Origin of the sequence: Niallia sp. RD1, assembly GCF_024219955.1 — a bacterium.
Lineage (GTDB): Bacteria > Bacillota > Bacilli > Bacillales > Cytobacillaceae > Niallia > Niallia alba.
This window is the reverse complement of record NZ_CP100420.1, coordinates 2,845,633-2,861,317: the sequence shown is the minus strand read 5'-3', so window position 1 is coordinate 2,861,317 and position 15,685 is coordinate 2,845,633. Positions and strand designations below refer to the sequence as shown.

Below are 15,685 nucleotides of genomic sequence, written 5' to 3'. Positions count from 1 at the left end.
AGGATAATTATGAATTCAAAAGGGACTATACAAGAGGATACTCTATATAGTAATGAGTTAGGAGAAGAAGTAACTTTACTTATCTATCTGCCTCCAGCCTTTTCTCCTCTTTATAAATATAATTTGCTTATCGCACAAGATGGGAAAGATTATTTTCAATTCGGGCGCATCGGCAGAGTGGCGGATGAATTACATATAAATCATCAAATAGCAGATAGTATTATCGTTGGTATTCCTTATTCCACTGTCCAAAATCGCCGGGAAAAATATCATCCAAACGGAACCCAAAATAAAGCCTATATTCGCTTTTTGGCACATGAACTTGTTCCCTATTTAGATGAACAGTTTCCGACCTTCCAAATGGGATTAGGACGTGGCCTTATTGGCGATTCGTTAGGAGCAACCGTCTCATTAATGACTGCTTTAAAATATCCGCATACTTTTGGAAAGCTTATATTGCAATCTCCACTAGTAAATGATCATGTTTTAGAAACGGTACGCAAGTTCGATCATTATCATTTACTTGAAATGGATCATATTATCGGTACAGGCGAAACAGCTGTCAAAACAACCATTCACACAACTGAAGATTTTCTTGCCCCAAATCGAGCATTATCCCAGCTATTGCAGTCAACAAATGCTGATTATACGTATGAGGAATTTGACGGAGATCATACATGGAAACATTGGCAGCCATATATAGCAAAAATGCTAGTTAAAATGTTTCCTTCTTAAGAATGTTGTTTTTTTATAGAACCCATATAAAACGTAGTGTATGCAGACTACGGATAACAGCAACAAACTTTACGAAACCAGCTATTCATAAAGAAAATTAACCATCAGCAAAGGTGTTCCTCAAGCCTTCACTGATGGTTAGTTGCGCTTATCGGACCTTTATGGGGTAAGTTTAGTCCTCGATTTTCCTTAGCTTCAAATTGGTCCGTTAAAAGTGGAATAAAGCAAACCTCCGTTCGCCAAACATTAGATTTTTTCTGAAATCTTTGAACTAAAAAGAAGAATTTTGTTATAATATCTTACATATAGAACATTGAAATCGTAATAATAGATAGTCCATTTTCTATATTTTAAATTAAACCTTTTATTTTGAAATGGAGGTCCATCGAATGAAATACGGTATTGCTATTTTCCCTGGAAAAGATTTGCAGGATTTGGCCAATTCTCTTCGAAAAAGATATGATCCAAAATATGCTTTAATTCCACCACATATTACGTTAATCGGCGATTTTGAAGCTAATAATGAAGAGATTGAAGAAATAAGTAAAAAACTGGCAACGATTGCAAGCCATTATCATTCTATTCCCATTAAAGTAACAAAAGTCAGTTCTTTTAAACCCGTAAGCAATGTTGTTTACTTAAAGATTGAGCCAAGTACAGACTTAGAACACCTGCACCAAGAACTAATAAGTACATTGGCTGTTAACCCAGAGCATCCATTTGTTCCGCATATTACCCTTGGGCAAAATTTATCGAGTGACGAGCATTTGGATTTATACAGTAATTTACGGATGCAAAACTACAATTTTGAAGAAACAGCGGACCGTTTCCATTTGCTTTATGAATTGGAAAATGGATCATGGACAGTCTATGAAACATTCCGTTTAGGAAAGGAATAGTGAAAAGTGGAAGTAGTAGTTGTTAAAACAGATAAAGAATTAGAAGATGCATTTTATGTACGACAAACTGTTTTTGTAAAAGAACAGAACGTACCAATGGAAGAGGAAATTGATGCGTATGAAAAGGATAGTGTTCATTTTGTCCTTTATGATGGCAACAAACACCCAATTGGTGCTGGACGCTATCGAACCTTTGATGAATACGGAAAAGTGGAAAGAATTTGTATTCTCTCTACCAATCGCAAAGGAGGCGCAGGTAAAGCAATTATGAGTAAAATTGAGGAATATGCCCTAACTAGCGGTGCCCCTACCCTAAAACTAAACGCACAAACACATGCGATTCCTTTTTACAGCAAATTAGGATATGAAGTAGTTTCGGAAGAATTCTTGGATGCTGGTATCCCACATAAAACAATGATTAAGAAATTATAAGGTTATTTTAGTTGCCCTATTGTTTGAAGCAAAGCTTTCCTGCTAAAAGGATAAAGCTTGTGGTTAAACTTAATAGGGCAACCTTTTTTGTTTCCACGATTATAGAATATAAAGGTTTAATTTTTCTACATCTGCCCAAAATAAATGTAGGAAAGGGTGATTTGCATGGAATTCACACATATATTCGGCGAACTTTTTATTGGCTATTTCTTATTGCTTCTTTTAACAAAAGTATTAGGAAAAACACAAATCACTCAGATTACTACATTTGACTTTGTCTCTGTCTTAGTACTAGGTGAGCTTGTTGGAAATGCTATGTATGATGCAGAAACTGGAATTAAGGAAATTATTTATTCCATACTTGTTTGGGGAGGGCTAATTTACATAACAGAATTTATTACCCAAAAGTTCCGAAAAAGCCGACAACTTTTAGAAGGAAAACCATCCATCATTATAAATAAAGGCAAAATTGATTTTAATGAGTTAAAGAAAAATCATTTAGATATTAATCAATTACAACATTTACTTCGTGCAAAAGATGTTTTTTCGATTACAGAATGTGCTTTTGCTATTCTAGAAACAGACGGTACAATAAGTGTTCTAAAGAAATCCGCGTTTGTTAATCCAACTAAGCAGGATATGAATTTACCACTTGATATTATTTCCCTACCGATAAGTATCATTCAAGATGGAGAAATCATAAAGGAAAATTTACCTCGTGTTGGTTGGAATGAGGATCAATTAATACAAGAATTAAAAAAACAAAATGTTCAATCCCATAAAGATATTTTATATGCCGAATGGCGCGAAGGGTCGCCATTATTTATTCAGAGCTACAAGATGAATTAAAACCCTTTATATCTGTGCATGAAAATAAGTGCCTTTTCCAGTTAATTGCGCCATTAACTTCTCATTGGCTGCTTGTTCTTCATGCATGTGTTTTTGCTGGTAAGAAGTCTGAGAAGGATGTTTCATCTCTAGATTGGCAGAAAAATTAGCGATTTTTGCAACAGGATAAATTTCTTCTTTCTTATAATTCTTCGCTTTGCTAACAATATCTCTAATCGCATACTGGTCTGCTTGAAAATGAGTGATTGGTAAAATATATCCCATCAGAATCTGTCCCTTCTTTTTTATTATTGGCTGTTTTGGTAAAGTTTGTTTCTATTCCCCGCGACCTGAGTATACTTCGCTTTTCGTGGGGAAAACGGAAGCCTCCTTAACGTCTGCCTCTCGGATTTCATCTATCTCGCTAATCTCCATAGCGTCTACGTATAATCAGGTTGCTCCATATACTATCTTTTACATTCTCCTATTAACAATCAACCTTATTATGGTATCCTTTTCCCTTCTTTTCCAAATACTAAACCCCTTTTCTACTCTTTCAACTATCCTCTGTTTTTGATATGATAGATATTATTTCTAATAATGCACGGTTACATGTATTACTAATAGATTCGAGGTTTCCTATGTTAACAGCTTTTTATTATGATAGACTCATTTCATTGCATACAATTGACAGACAAGAATTACAGAAAATTTATGAAGCTGGTAAAAATGGTTTTCTCGCATGCTCTGTATGTGGAGAAGCGGTAAAGCTATATTTGGGAATAAAAAGCGCTCCCTACTTTTATCATTATTCTTCTAAACAACCATGTATGACAGAAGCTCCTAATGTTGAAGAGGAACAAGCTGCTACCATTGATATCAATTACGAAGAGAAAAATGGCTTTCGAATTCCTAAGAGTAGAAGTATTTCGAAAAACAGTACAGAAAACACTCCTTTTCAACCGCCAATGTCCGTTAAAGCGACCAGTCATACATCTGAAATCGCAAAAAGTAAACCAGTCACTTTCCCAAAGGAATCTTATTTAACTATTCTAAAACAAAATGGCTATTCTCTTGATACTACCCAAAGTAAAGCTGTTGCAATAGATGATGGACCAATTCTGGTACTTGCTGGTGCAGGAAGCGGCAAAACGCGTGTACTAACGATGCGTGCAGCATATCTCATCCATGAGAAAAATGTTGATCCGTCATCCATTATGCTTGTTACTTTTACAAATAAAGCGGCTAATGAAATGAAAGAACGGTTATTGCACTATCCAATGATGAATAAAAGCTACGTGCAAAAAATTGTTTCAGGAACTTTTCATAGCATTCTCTACCAAATATTAATTTTTCATGAACGAGAGAAATGGCAGCGAAATAAGCTATTAAACAGTAATTGGCAAAGAGAACTTTTATTAAAGGAAATTGCAAGAGAAAAGCAAATGGAAGAAAAAGACTTTCCTTTCGATGCAGCTCTTCAATTGATAAGCGCTTGGAAAAACAACATGCTATTCCCTAAGGAAGTTAAACCTGTTAATGACTGGGAAGAAAAAGTCGCCCAGTTATACATTGGCTATGAAACGAAAAAACAACAGCGAAATCTGTATGACTTTGATGATATGCTTCTTGGTGGCTATCATTTCTTTCTTGAGAATCCAACTATTTTGGAATCTTATCAAAGACGTTTTACTCATTTCTTATTGGATGAATTTCAAGACATTAATAAAGTGCAATATGAATGGATGAGGCTAATGGCAAAATCAGCACAATCTGTTTATGCAGTAGGCGATGATGATCAATCTATTTATTCCTTTCGCGGCAGTGATCCAAAATACCTGTTAGATTTTGAAAAAGATTATCCGAATGCTAAAACAATTATTCTAGATTATAATTATCGCTCTTCTCAAGAAATTGTATCGGTAGCTAAATCCACTATTAGTAAAAACACGAAAAGACGCACAAAAAAAATGATTACTGGCTATTCAGGTAAACATCCGCTTGCTTTTTATCCATATGACGAAGAAGAAGAAGCAACCATGATTTTGAGCGATATTCAAGAAAAGATAAAGATGGGGTATGAGCCTAAGGATTTTGCGATTTTATTTCGGACAAATACAAATAGTCGGGCTATGTTTGAGCGACTTGCTTCGTCTAGTCTGCCATTTCGTTTAGAACAAGATACTGGCTCCTTCTATCAAAGATTTATCGTCAAAAGTATGATGGCTTATTTAAAACTTATCCATGATCCAGATAATCAGCAGGCTGTTGCCGATATTCTTCCTACCCTGTTTTTGAAAAAAACCGTGTTACAGGATATTAAAGCAACAAGTATTCTAGAAGATTGCAGCTTTTTAGATTGTCTTGTTTTTATTAAAACAGGCTTTGCCTTTCAAGAAAGCAGATTAAAAAAGATTCCAGAAATAATAAAACGATTAATTCGTTATTCTCCTTTAGATGCGATAAATTATATTGAAAAAGAACTAGGCTTTCAGGAGTTCATCAAAAAACGAGGCAATGAAGGAAATCAGTGGGATAAAGGGTCAGATGATATCCGAGATTTAAAGGTTGTTGCCCGCAAATTCCAATCAATTAAAGAATTTGTACAATATACGGATCATATGATTGCGATGAATGAAGAATTGCGAAAACAATTCAAAAATGAAGAGAATGTCATCAGCTTAAGTACGATTCATCGTGCAAAAGGTTTAGAATATAAAACGGTCTATATTCTTGGTACGGTTGATGGATCTATCCCTCATGACTTTGCATTAGATTCATTCCGCAATAACAACATCATTCCGTTAGAAGAAGAACGTCGTCTTTTGTATGTTGCAATGACAAGGGCACAACAAGAACTATTTTTATCAATTCCTATGTATTTAAGAGGCAAAAAAGCAAAGGCTTCGCGTTTTTTATCTCCCTTGTCGATAACAGCTTTTACTTCTGAAAAAAAAGATTGCCCAATAATATGAGTTTCTATTTTAAAAAAAATAGGGTAACTATGTCGTGAATTCGAGTAGTTACCCTTCCTTATTCCTTACTTTTTATTAATCATATTAGATAAAGTATTGAAATCAAGCTGTTTGCCGTCTTTTACAATAGATTGAACGATTTTATCCTCTGTTTGTTTCGGAACAGACTTTCCAGCTATTTGTGATACTCTGCGAATAACACTTCTCACTGTTTTTTCATCTTTAAAATTAGCATTTTGTAAGGAATTCGCTAGTTCCAAAATATCTTTCATATTTACGCCAGTTTTTGACTCGATATTTTTAAAGAAATTATTGTTCATACCTGTGTTTCCTCCTTCGATGAGCTACTTTACATTGTATGAAACAAAGAAAAAAAGGTGAGAACATAAGAAAAGAAAACAAAAAATGAATAAAAGGCTTATTAAAATAAAAGGCTGTTTTCGTAAAGTTTGTTGCGATTACCCGCAGCCGGAATACACTTCGCTTTCCGTGGGGCTAAGCTTAAGCCTCCTCACTTCGCCTCCGGGGTCTCAGACTGTCTCGCTAATCCCCGTGGCGTCTTCGTGTATTCCGGCTGCTCCATTTTTCCAACTAATTCTTTTTTCCTATTGAATAAACAACAATCCTTTAGAAAACAGCCAAATAAAAAGGAGCTCTCTATGAAAGAGAACTCCTTTCCCCATTGACTAATTGATTAGTTGTAGAAGCTAGCTCCTACGATAACTAAAAGGATAAATAAAACAACGATTAATGCAAAGGAAGAGATACCATATCCTCCACCGCCATAGCCATATCCACCATAACACATTCCTACTTCACCTCGTTTCTCCTTGTACTCATTATCAGAATATGGAGAATTGAAGTTTATGTATAGGCAAGCTACTAATAATAATTAGAATGTACGAATGTCATGAAAAAAATTATGCTTTAAGTATATTTCAACACCGAGTTATTCTAATCATAAAAATCAAAAGTTAGCTCTCCTTGATAATCTATTTGCGCGAGAAATACTTCACTTAAATGTATTCCTCTTTTTCTAAGTGCTGAATATACCCATTTCTCCGTAAGGTTACATTTTTCTAAAGTACTTTTATTAATTTTGCCGTCCATAATAATAGTATATAACTCTTTTTCAACAGGTGGTAAATCGATCATATCCTCTACAAGTAAAGGCTGTTTTGCTTTTTTTAAAAGGACACTTAATTCCCCATTTGCTTCTAATGTAGCAAATTCCACATCTTCTACTCGAAAGATAGCCTTGATTCGTAATTGCTCCAATAATTCATCTATACTATACTTTTCTTTTTTTAGATGCTTTTCGATTACGTTACCATCTTTAATAAACACAGTTGGTGTGCCTTCCACAAAATCTCTAAAGCGTTTGTACTTTAAAGATAGATAACTGATTGTAATAGGAATACATGTCCAAATGACAATAGAAGCAACCCCATCTACTATTTTCAACGTAGAGTCCAATGATATAGACCCAGCAATATCTCCAACTGTTATTCCAACAATATATTCGAAAAAGGAAAGCTTTGAAAGTTGCTTTTTACCGAGAAGTTTTGTAATAAAAAACAAACTGATAATAATCAAGATAGATCGGATAATTGTACTAATTAATTCATCCATATCAAGACCCCTAGTTATCCTATTCATTCTTTCATAAAAATTAATTCCTTTTATATCAGTATTTACCCCTTAGGCTTAAACAGCAATGCACCGATAAAACCAAATATAATAGCAGCAGATATCCCTGAGCTTGTTACTTCGAACATTCCAGTTAATACGCCGATTATACCGTGCTTTTCTGCCTCTTGCATTGCCCCGTGCACTAATGCATTACCAAAACTCGTAATTGGAATTGTAGCACCTGCGCCTGCAAAATCAGCAAATGGCTCGTATAATCCAAATCCATCCAATATCGCACCAGCAACAACTAATGTCGTTAATGTATGTGCAGGGGTTAGCTTAGCAACATCAAACATAAGCTGTCCAATAACACAAATAATTCCACCTATGACAAATGCCCAAAAAAACATTGGAAGCATAGTAATTCCTCCTTTTCCTTTATTTCATTCCCTATAACAATTAACAGGGGAAACTTGATACCCTGTCTTACTGATTAGATTTCAATTGATACAGCGTGAGCGATACAAGGGATTGATTCATTTTGTTGCACAGTTAGTGGAGAAAGAAGTGCACCAGTTGCTACTAATAGAATTCTTTTATACATCCCTTTTTTCATTTCATTTAATAAATGTCCATACAGTACAGTAGCAGAACATCCCGCTCCACTGCCTCCAGATTGCACAGGCTGCTCATTTGTATAAATTAATAATCCACAATCTTTCATTTTATTTTCATCGATCGCCAAGCCTTTTTCCTTTAAAAGCCCTATTGCCGTTTCTCTACCGATTTTCCCTAAATCACCTGTTACAATTAAGTCATAGTGAGAAGGATCCAAATTCAAATCTTGAAAATGAGTAAGGATGGTATCTGCAGCAGCTGGAGCCATTGCCCCACCCATATTAAAAGGATCTGCTAATCCCATATCTACAACTTTTCCAATTGTCGCAGAAGTTGTATACGGTAGTTGCTCATTTGATTGATTTTTGGTAACTAAGGCAACGCCAGCACCCGTTACGGTCCATTGAGCTGTTGGCGGCTTCTGACCACCATATTCCGTTGGATAACGAAATTGCTTTTCTACGGCTGCATTATGACTAGAGGCACCTGTTAAGACATTATTTGCCCCTTGATAGTTAACCATAAAAGAAGCAAGTGCTAAGCCTTCCATAGACGTTGAGCAAGCGCCAAATAACCCGAAATAAGGTATTTTTAAATCTCTTGCAGCAAAGCTTGAGGGCGTAATTTGGTTGATTAAATCACCAGCTAAAAAAAACTGTGTATCTTCTGGCTTGGTTTCTGCTTTTTTTAAAGCTGTTTGTGCCGCTTCTTCTAATAAAATGCGATGGGCTTGTTCATAAGAGGTTTTCCCCATCCATAAATCATCATGCAATATGTCAAAATCATCAGCTAGCATTCCATTTGCTTCAAAGGGACCGCCAGATACCCCGGTAGCTTTTATTACTGGATGATTTTGAAAAACCCAGGATTGTTTTCCCTGAAGCATTAGAATCCCCCCGTCATCATAATAAATATTGTTTTAATAAGCGCTACTACAAATGCAGAAAATACTCCGAATAAAATAACCGAACCAGCAAGTTTGAAGATATTTCCGCCAACTCCAAGTACAAATCCTTCTGTACGATGTTCAATAGCTGCAGAAATAATACTATTACCAAATCCTGATACAGGAACTGCGCTTCCTGCTCCTGCAAATTGTCCTAATCGATCATAAATTCCAAACCCCGTCAATAACATAGAGAGAAAAATAACCGTTGCTGTTGTCGGATTACTAGATGTTTGTTCTGTAAAATGAAAGAAATAAATATAGAAATAGGAAATGAGCTGTCCTATCATACAAATAAACCCGCCGACAAAAAATGCTTTTATGCAATTTTTTAGAACAGGCCGTTTTGTTTCATATTTTTGTTCGAATTTTTCATATTGCTGTTGTTCTGGTGTTTTATTCTTTTTTTTACTATCTGCCACTTTTTGCCCTCCTTACGTCAATTCATTATTTAGTTTAATAATTTCTTTTAAACGCTTTTCCGCTTTTTCTTTGCTAAAGTCTGGCTCTTGGGTTTTATCCCATAAGCGAATGGTTTCTAAGAAAATTTTAAAATCACTGGAAACCGTGAATTTTTCATCTGGATATTTTGATTTCAGCTTTTCTGTTAATTCTTTTTCAATTCGTTTCATTTTGAAACGGGCCATCTGCTTTACCTTATAGGCAACTAATGTATCCTTTTTCCCTTTAATCACAGCTACATCATAAATAGATGGCATCATACTTGTTTCTTCTTTTATTCCTTGGAGCAATTCCTCTTGACCGGCTGCTGTCTCCGTATAAAGAGAGATTGGAGCTGGATCTACCTTTTTCAGCATAGACCATCTGCTATTCGGAGTTTCTTTCTCACAACCAGTTAAGAATACACATATGCTAAAAATTAAAATATAAAAGGCATACTTTTTATTCGTCATATTCTTCCCTTCCTATGTAAATGATGAATTGATGTATCTTTATTTTTTTCTTATTAAGCATTATTTATTAGATATTTCCAAAACAAAAGACATCCAATTTTTTCAAACTAACTTTTGAGTACAAAAAAAATACCCGCACAAAGTCGGGCATTTTGCTTATTTTGATAATTTTTTTCCACAATTACATCCAGATTTTTTTCTTTTGCTTTTAGTTGGTTGTGGTTTTTTTGGTTCAGTTACTTTAGGTACTTTTTTTCCTAGCAACTCCAATCCCTCCAATATAATTATCTATGCACGAATAATGTGCTTATCACATTGTATGATGGTCAAAACTGTATGTGTAAATAACCAGCCTACCTACTAGTAACTATTCAACAAACAGTCTTTGTAAAACAGCTTCTATCAAAGAAGCAGCTCCAGCTATGGCAAAGACGAGAACAAAAGGTTCACAAATGCTTGGAAAGAAATAATATAAAATAGTAAGAAAGATAGCAACCCACACACCAGTACACCAATAACAGCTGATTAATTCACCAAAAAACCTGCGAATCTTTCCTGATTTAGGAACAATATAAACTTCTATCTGCCCATCTTTATTTTGTTCTTTTACTTCTTCCAAGAAAATTCCCCGAATAAATTCTGTGATTTGATCAAAAACGATTAATCTTGTTAAACGAAAACTTGCCAAAATTAATAAAAAAAGCTCCATCCAATGGATATTCATCCAGATTCTCCTCTCTAATCGACCAAGATATTCAATACGAATGGTCAAACGCCCAAATTTTGAGAAAAAAGGCGTTTGTCCGTAACCCATAAGGCTCTTCGGCAATATGTTAGTAATGTAAGAAACATAAAGAAAGAAACAAACAAGGAGGAAAACAATTATGGGTTGTGGAAAAAAAGAAGATATTTACGGTACATCCAGCTGTGTTTGCGAAGTGGTTCGTGCCATTAAAGATATCCAAGATAACGCTGAAGACACTTGCGAATGCGAAACTAACTGTTTCTCAGAGCCGCTAGGATCCCTTGTATCTCCAACAAAGCGTAACAAAGCAGATACTCGTGTATTCGTTTTAAGCACTGCAGATGGCTCTCCATTCCATGCATTTTATACAGGTTCAGACTGCAACTGTGTATCCATCTTTTTCCGAGTAGAGGACGTATTTGATAACTGCTGCGCAGTATTAAGAGTTCTTGCTCCGATCGGTAAAGACAGAGAAACACTTGATATCGTAGGACACAAAGGAATCGACTTAAGCAAAATTTGTGAATTAGAAGGATTCCGTCGTACTTCAAGCTGCATAACAGTTGACTTAAAATGCTTCTGTGCTGTTCAATGTATCGCTGATGTTGACTTAAATATTTGTGACTAATAACGGAAATTAGTATATGTTTTATCTCGGAGGACGTCTTTTAGGCGCCTCCATTTTGTTTTACTCCTCTCTGTTTTCATTTTATACGCAGAAAAAGTTTGCCATGTTACTAGACAAGTCTGATTCAAATCTGTTCACGAATTTGTTAAAAATAGGTTAATGAGAAGTCCAAAATTAATACCTGTTGTTTACGCTAAGGGAGTATGAAATAACTAATCCTTTCTGACTGATTGCGTAAAAGCAAGTTTTTTTTTTGCTTTATGAAAAAATGGCATTCATTCGCTTTATGAACGCCTTTTTTCTTGCTCTCTTGTTCAAAAATAGCGTTCATTCACTTTATGAACCCAAATTTCCCCTTTCTCTCTTGCACTAAAGCGGCGTTCATTTAAAATAAATTCCCCCACACACATGCTACCTATAAATAAAAAAGGTTATTTCAATTTGATAAATGCTCGAAATATAGTAGTAAAACCACTATATTTTAGGCACAGAATCTAATTGAAATAACCCTCTTAATAAATAGGCATTTATATACCAATCATTCTTACTTCCTGAATCACAGGTATATTTAAAGTGATGGTGGTCTGATCCATTAACTTTATATCTACTTTATCTTCTTTTAAATCAATAACAAATCCACGAACATTTTCGTTAGCAGTTATAACCAGACACGGTACGGGCGGTAACTGTTTAGGAAAATTAAGTAAGTACTCCAATTTCTCGATAATTTCCATTTCTTTAAAGCTCTTCAATCGTTTAAAGGCTGGTTTTCTTGGCGTTTTTTCAGCCTGCTGCTCTTGATAATGTTGGATTTGTTCTTGGAGATTAGAAATTGTTTGTTTCTCCGCTCCTTCTTTTACTTGCTCTTTTTGCTCTTTTATTTCTTGTAGCATTTCTTCCTTCTGCTTTTTCTCCATTAGCTCTTTGTATTGTTTTTGTTTGGAAATTTTCGCAGAATAGCTGACTTGCATATTGCCTTCCATCATTTTTGTACCAGACAGAGAAAGCTGAGGCTTACCATTCTCACTATACATCAAATTTCACCTCCTAAAATAAACAACACAATTTTATAGGATTCATCCTAATGTATGCATGATTTGCCTAATATGTAACTTTAATTAACGAAAAAGGGATAATTAGTAGCTGGAGAGGAATGAATGAAACAAGAAAAGCACAAGCACCTGCTTACACGGACAAACTGGAAGTACACGTGAGGTTCCTGAGGTAAAATTAGTGCGTTAGTGAGCCGATATTGACTTATCGTAAATAGAGAACGGGCCATCAGCCAATATCTCCTAAGTGCCGGGAGCTAGACACCAAATTAATGTGAGAAAACTTATACTTTCTAAAACGTTGAAAAAACAAAAGGCAACCAATCACCAAAATTAACGGATAGGTTGCCTTTACTTTAATGGAATTAACCAACAATATGAAAACCTGAGTCTACATGAATATTTTCTCCAGTAATTCCTCTTGCTAAATCACTGAATAAGAATAATGCCGTATCCCCTACTTCTTCTGGAGTAGTTGTTCTTCTAAGTGGAGAACGTTCTTCGATTTCTTTTAGAATCGAATTAAAATCACTAATTCCTTTTGCAGATAATGTACGAATTGGACCTGCAGAAATGGAGTTTACACGAATGCCTTCTTTTCCTAAATCAGCAGCTAAATAACGAACGCTAGCATCTAAAGAAGCTTTTGCTACACCCATTACATTGTAATTTCTAATCGCACGCTCTCCGCCTAAATACGTTAAAGTCACAATGCTTCCGCCTTCTGTCATTAGTCCTTTCGCTTCTTTTGCTACAGCTGTTAATGAATAAGAGCTAATATTATGTGCTAGCAAGAATCCGTCTCTTGTTGTATTCAAATAGTCGCCTTGTAATTCTTCTTTATGAGCAAACGCAATACAGTGAGCAATTCCATGAATTGTTCCGACTTCTTTTTTAATTGCTTCAAAGCATGTAGCAATCTCTTGATCATTTGTTACATCACATGGTAATACAATGCTATCTGTTGAATCTAAAGTAGCAACAAGGTCACGAACGCTTTTTTCTAATCTTTCCCCTGCATAAGTGAAAATTAAACGAGCACCTGCTTTATGCAAGGAAGTCGCAATTCCCCATGCAATACTTCTTTTATTTGCTACACCCATTACTACATAGGTTTTGCCTTTTAATGAAAAAGTCATTCTTATTCCTCCTATATACTATTACAAGTTATTAGTACCTAGTACTAATTTTACTACAAAAAAATAAAAAAAGAAAGCACTGTTACAATAGGCACTTTTATCAATTTTATGTTTTGGAGGGTGATTCTATTTCTCTTTTGCTTTTTTCTTGGACAAACGGCAGTGGTGATGCCTCTCTGTTACCTTTTCTCCCTGCATAAGGTAGCAATCCCTATTTACATCCAACTAAAAAGCTTTCTCCTCCTTTTATCCAAAAAGGAAGAAAAAGCTTCATTACTCGCTTATTTAAAATTAAATTCCAATTGCCGCTTTAATTCTGTTACATACTCATGTGAACCCGTTACAAGAAGATGGTCATGAAGCTGTAACTCCGTATCTCCATGAGGAATAACGAAATCAGACCCTCTAAAGATGCGAACGAAAATGACATCTCCAGTGAATGGGAATGAGCGTAAAGACATTCCTTCAAAATCTGTATTTCTTAATGTAATTTCATGTAATGATGTCTCCGTATTGCCAAGTAAAGCAAAAATATTTGGAGATTGTATTAGTGCTGTTAATAAAGCCTTCGTCGATGTCAACATGGAGAAAACCTCGATATCTTCTCTTCGTAACTCCTCTTCGTTCTCCATCGATTCCACACGACAAATAACTCGGTCCACTCCTGCCCTTTTTATCATAAGACTCATCTCAGCATTTAAGAGGGAATCTCCGGTCGAAACTACAACAATATCGGCTAAATAGATATCTGTTTGTTGAAGAATCGCTTCCGAATAATTTTCCAACTCAATAATTTCAAATAAGGAATCAGCAATTTGAAAATCCTGTTTTTCTTGTTTTTTATGATAGAAAGTGACATCATACAGAGTTGACTTCAATTCTTGATAAACTTGCATTGTTACTTGATTGACTCCAATAATAGAAACTTTTATCACTTTTTCTTGAACCACATCTTTCGGGAACAATTTTTTAAAGACTATTGGAGTAATAATACAAGAGATAATAGCAACTAGAATAAAGATTCCGCTCATTTGAGGTGTTATTATGTTTAATCGTTCACCAATTGTCGATGCTGCAATAACAAGAGACAAGGTTGATGTTAATAAAAACCCAGAAGCCACAATCGTACTGTTATCATACCATTTTTTTAAATAGTAGATGGGTAATAACTTACTGACTAATAAGGCAATTAATAATAACGGAATAAATAGTAATAGTTTAGGGTCTGTGAATAACGACCATAAATCCATCTCGACACCAATCATCACAAAGAAAATTGGGATTAGAAATCCATACCCAAAGGAATCTAACTGATGAACCAATTCCTCATTTGGTGATAATAGTGACACTAGCACACCTGCCAAAAAAGCTCCTAAAATATGTTCCGCTCCGACAGATTCTGATAAAGCGACAAGAAAGATAATCAGTGCAAATACAGCTCTTGTACCGATTTGTACCGTTCCTCTTGAAAGAGTATCCATTAATTTATTATTTTTTATTCTTCTACCAACAAAGTACAGAATTAACCCTGCTACAAAAAGAATTAATAAGAGCCAAGTATTTCCCCCTGATTCATGGATAGACGCAAAAATGGCAAGTAAAATCATTGTGACTAAGTCTGCGATAACTGCCACAAGCAAGATAATTTGCCCAATAACAGACTTCATTATATTTGCTTCTTTTAAAGTAGGAACTACTACCCCTAAAGAAATAGTTGCAATAATTATCGTCATTAAGAAAGCACTCTCAACAAAACCAGCGAGCACAAATAAAAAGCTTAATAAGATTGATAGAACAAGAATGGCGGCAAAAATAAGCGATGCTGTCGGAAAGGATTTTGGCTCTAATTTTCCATTAGGAAGGGTTTCTCTTTTTTTCTTACTAGAAAAAGCGGAAAAATCTATCTCTAAGCCACTTAAAAACATTAAAAAGATAAAACCTAACGTTGATAGAGTCTCTAGCCACATATCCTGCTCCACTAGATTAAATCCACTTTTTCCGATTATTAATCCCATTAAAATTTCCGCGACAACCACTGGAATAATATTTAGTTTTAGCCGTTGAAGAATAATAGGTGTTAACAAGGCAACCGTAACAACGATAACTAGTGATGCAAAAGAAGCACCGTGTTCCATCGCTATC

Annotated in this window: 18 protein-coding genes; 6 read left to right on the top strand and 12 right to left on the bottom strand. The window is 35.1% G+C overall.

Annotated elements, in window-relative coordinates; translation table 11 throughout:
* The first annotated feature begins 9 nt into the window (after positions 1 to 9).
* The 4 genes from NKG37_RS13750 to NKG37_RS13735 all read left to right on the top strand — a co-directional run bounded on the left by NKG37_RS13750 (position 10) and on the right by NKG37_RS13735 (position 2,915).
* The gene (locus NKG37_RS13750) at positions 10 to 735 is read left to right on the top strand and encodes an alpha/beta hydrolase (RefSeq protein WP_205835583.1); all 726 of its coding nucleotides are present in this window, start codon (positions 10 to 12) and stop codon (positions 733 to 735) included.
* 389 nt (positions 736 to 1,124) lie between these two features.
* Positions 1,125 to 1,634 carry a 2'-5' RNA ligase family protein gene (locus tag NKG37_RS13745; RefSeq protein ID WP_169188142.1) on the top strand — a complete coding sequence of 170 codons (510 nt, stop codon included), beginning with the start codon at positions 1,125 to 1,127 and terminating at the stop codon, positions 1,632 to 1,634.
* Between the two features lie 6 nt (positions 1,635 to 1,640).
* On the top strand, positions 1,641 to 2,066 hold the full coding sequence (locus NKG37_RS13740; RefSeq protein ID WP_254414801.1) for a GNAT family N-acetyltransferase: 426 nt from the start codon (positions 1,641 to 1,643) through the stop codon (positions 2,064 to 2,066).
* A 165-nt stretch (positions 2,067 to 2,231) separates the two neighbouring features.
* Positions 2,232 to 2,915 carry a DUF421 domain-containing protein gene (locus NKG37_RS13735; protein ID WP_016204348.1) on the top strand — a complete coding sequence of 228 codons (684 nt, stop codon included), beginning with the start codon at positions 2,232 to 2,234 and terminating at the stop codon, positions 2,913 to 2,915.
* 6 nt (positions 2,916 to 2,921) lie between these two features.
* On the opposite strand, the gene NKG37_RS13730 is transcribed toward NKG37_RS13735, so the two are convergent.
* Positions 2,922 to 3,179, bottom strand: a complete 258-nt coding sequence (locus tag NKG37_RS13730) for a hypothetical protein (RefSeq protein ID WP_169188140.1) — start codon at positions 3,177 to 3,179, stop codon at positions 2,922 to 2,924.
* 356 nt (positions 3,180 to 3,535) lie between these two features.
* Here NKG37_RS13730 and NKG37_RS13725 point away from each other — a divergent pair, with 356 nt between their 5' ends.
* Positions 3,536 to 5,869 (top strand): UvrD-helicase domain-containing protein, encoded by a 2,334-nt coding sequence (locus NKG37_RS13725; RefSeq protein WP_224427371.1) that lies wholly within the window; start codon positions 3,536 to 3,538, stop codon positions 5,867 to 5,869.
* 65 nt (positions 5,870 to 5,934) lie between these two features.
* Here NKG37_RS13725 and NKG37_RS13720 read toward each other — a convergent pair whose 3' ends face one another.
* The 8 genes from NKG37_RS13720 to NKG37_RS13685 form a co-directional block, all read right to left on the bottom strand.
* Positions 5,935 to 6,189: a sporulation-specific transcription regulator SpoVIF gene (locus NKG37_RS13720; protein WP_101730314.1), complete on the bottom strand. Its 255-nt coding sequence runs from the start codon at positions 6,187 to 6,189 to the stop codon at positions 5,935 to 5,937.
* Positions 6,190 to 6,563: 374 nt separating this feature from the next.
* Complete coding sequence (locus tag NKG37_RS13715) at positions 6,564 to 6,677, bottom strand: YjcZ family sporulation protein (RefSeq protein WP_254414800.1); 114 nt, start codon at positions 6,675 to 6,677, stop codon at positions 6,564 to 6,566.
* Positions 6,678 to 6,823: 146 nt separating this feature from the next.
* Positions 6,824 to 7,501 (bottom strand): DUF421 domain-containing protein, encoded by a 678-nt coding sequence (locus NKG37_RS13710; RefSeq protein ID WP_016204343.1) that lies wholly within the window; start codon positions 7,499 to 7,501, stop codon positions 6,824 to 6,826.
* 62 nt (positions 7,502 to 7,563) lie between these two features.
* Positions 7,564 to 7,920 carry a stage V sporulation protein AE gene (spoVAE, locus tag NKG37_RS13705; RefSeq protein ID WP_016204342.1) on the bottom strand — a complete coding sequence of 119 codons (357 nt, stop codon included), beginning with the start codon at positions 7,918 to 7,920 and terminating at the stop codon, positions 7,564 to 7,566.
* Between the two features lie 74 nt (positions 7,921 to 7,994).
* The gene (spoVAD, locus tag NKG37_RS13700; RefSeq protein ID WP_016204341.1) at positions 7,995 to 9,005 is read right to left on the bottom strand and encodes a stage V sporulation protein AD; all 1,011 of its coding nucleotides are present in this window, start codon (positions 9,003 to 9,005) and stop codon (positions 7,995 to 7,997) included.
* Positions 9,005 to 9,487 carry a stage V sporulation protein AC gene (gene spoVAC / locus NKG37_RS13695; protein ID WP_212121797.1) on the bottom strand — a complete coding sequence of 161 codons (483 nt, stop codon included), beginning with the start codon at positions 9,485 to 9,487 and terminating at the stop codon, positions 9,005 to 9,007. Before spoVAC ends, spoVAD begins: the two co-directional genes overlap by 1 nt.
* Positions 9,488 to 9,499: 12 nt before the next feature.
* Complete coding sequence (locus NKG37_RS13690) at positions 9,500 to 9,979, bottom strand: sporulation protein (protein ID WP_254414799.1); 480 nt, start codon at positions 9,977 to 9,979, stop codon at positions 9,500 to 9,502.
* A gap of 367 nt (positions 9,980 to 10,346) precedes the next feature.
* Positions 10,347 to 10,703, bottom strand: a complete 357-nt coding sequence (locus NKG37_RS13685) for a DUF1360 domain-containing protein (RefSeq protein ID WP_016204338.1) — start codon at positions 10,701 to 10,703, stop codon at positions 10,347 to 10,349.
* 160 nt (positions 10,704 to 10,863) lie between these two features.
* Here NKG37_RS13685 and NKG37_RS13680 point away from each other — a divergent pair, with 160 nt between their 5' ends.
* Complete coding sequence (locus NKG37_RS13680) at positions 10,864 to 11,352, top strand: CotY/CotZ family spore coat protein (RefSeq protein WP_016204337.1); 489 nt, start codon at positions 10,864 to 10,866, stop codon at positions 11,350 to 11,352.
* A gap of 527 nt (positions 11,353 to 11,879) precedes the next feature.
* Here NKG37_RS13680 and NKG37_RS13675 read toward each other — a convergent pair.
* From NKG37_RS13675 to NKG37_RS13665, 3 genes are all read right to left on the bottom strand, one after another.
* Positions 11,880 to 12,386, bottom strand: a complete 507-nt coding sequence (locus tag NKG37_RS13675) for a CotO family spore coat protein (protein WP_169188138.1) — start codon at positions 12,384 to 12,386, stop codon at positions 11,880 to 11,882.
* Positions 12,387 to 12,769: 383 nt separating this feature from the next.
* On the bottom strand, positions 12,770 to 13,543 hold the full coding sequence (gene fabI / locus NKG37_RS13670) for an enoyl-ACP reductase FabI (RefSeq protein ID WP_169188137.1): 774 nt from the start codon (positions 13,541 to 13,543) through the stop codon (positions 12,770 to 12,772).
* Between the two features lie 281 nt (positions 13,544 to 13,824).
* Entirely contained in the window at positions 13,825 to 15,678 is a 1,854-nt protein-coding gene (locus NKG37_RS13665; protein ID WP_254414798.1) for a monovalent cation:proton antiporter family protein, read from the bottom strand.
* Positions 15,679 to 15,685 lie beyond the last annotated feature (7 nt).

Excerpts from the sequence above, each read along its gene's own strand:
- NKG37_RS13735 (WP_016204348.1), top strand. The coding sequence starts at position 2,232 with ATGGAATTCACACATATATTCGGCGAACTTTTTATTGGCTATTTCTTA.
- spoVAD (WP_016204341.1), bottom strand. The coding sequence starts at position 9,005 with ATGCTTCAGGGAAAACAATCCTGGGTTTTTCAAAATCATCCAGTAATA.
- NKG37_RS13675 (WP_169188138.1), bottom strand. The coding sequence starts at position 12,386 with ATGTATAGTGAGAATGGTAAGCCTCAGCTTTCTCTGTCTGGTACAAAA.
- NKG37_RS13730 (WP_169188140.1), bottom strand. The coding sequence starts at position 3,179 with ATGGGATATATTTTACCAATCACTCATTTTCAAGCAGACCAGTATGCG.
- fabI (WP_169188137.1), bottom strand. The coding sequence starts at position 13,543 with ATGACTTTTTCATTAAAAGGCAAAACCTATGTAGTAATGGGTGTAGCA.
- NKG37_RS13685 (WP_016204338.1), bottom strand. The coding sequence starts at position 10,703 with ATGAATATCCATTGGATGGAGCTTTTTTTATTAATTTTGGCAAGTTTT.
- NKG37_RS13745 (WP_169188142.1), top strand. The coding sequence starts at position 1,125 with ATGAAATACGGTATTGCTATTTTCCCTGGAAAAGATTTGCAGGATTTG.
- NKG37_RS13725 (WP_224427371.1), top strand. The coding sequence starts at position 3,536 with ATGTTAACAGCTTTTTATTATGATAGACTCATTTCATTGCATACAATT.
- NKG37_RS13690 (WP_254414799.1), bottom strand. The coding sequence starts at position 9,979 with ATGACGAATAAAAAGTATGCCTTTTATATTTTAATTTTTAGCATATGT.
- NKG37_RS13710 (WP_016204343.1), bottom strand. The coding sequence starts at position 7,501 with ATGGATGAATTAATTAGTACAATTATCCGATCTATCTTGATTATTATC.
- NKG37_RS13750 (WP_205835583.1), top strand. The coding sequence starts at position 10 with ATGAATTCAAAAGGGACTATACAAGAGGATACTCTATATAGTAATGAG.
- NKG37_RS13665 (WP_254414798.1), bottom strand. The coding sequence starts at position 15,678 with ATGGAACACGGTGCTTCTTTTGCATCACTAGTTATCGTTGTTACGGTT.
- NKG37_RS13715 (WP_254414800.1), bottom strand. The coding sequence starts at position 6,677 with ATGTGTTATGGTGGATATGGCTATGGCGGTGGAGGATATGGTATCTCT.
- NKG37_RS13720 (WP_101730314.1), bottom strand. The coding sequence starts at position 6,189 with ATGAACAATAATTTCTTTAAAAATATCGAGTCAAAAACTGGCGTAAAT.
- NKG37_RS13680 (WP_016204337.1), top strand. The coding sequence starts at position 10,864 with ATGGGTTGTGGAAAAAAAGAAGATATTTACGGTACATCCAGCTGTGTT.
- spoVAE (WP_016204342.1), bottom strand. The coding sequence starts at position 7,920 with ATGCTTCCAATGTTTTTTTGGGCATTTGTCATAGGTGGAATTATTTGT.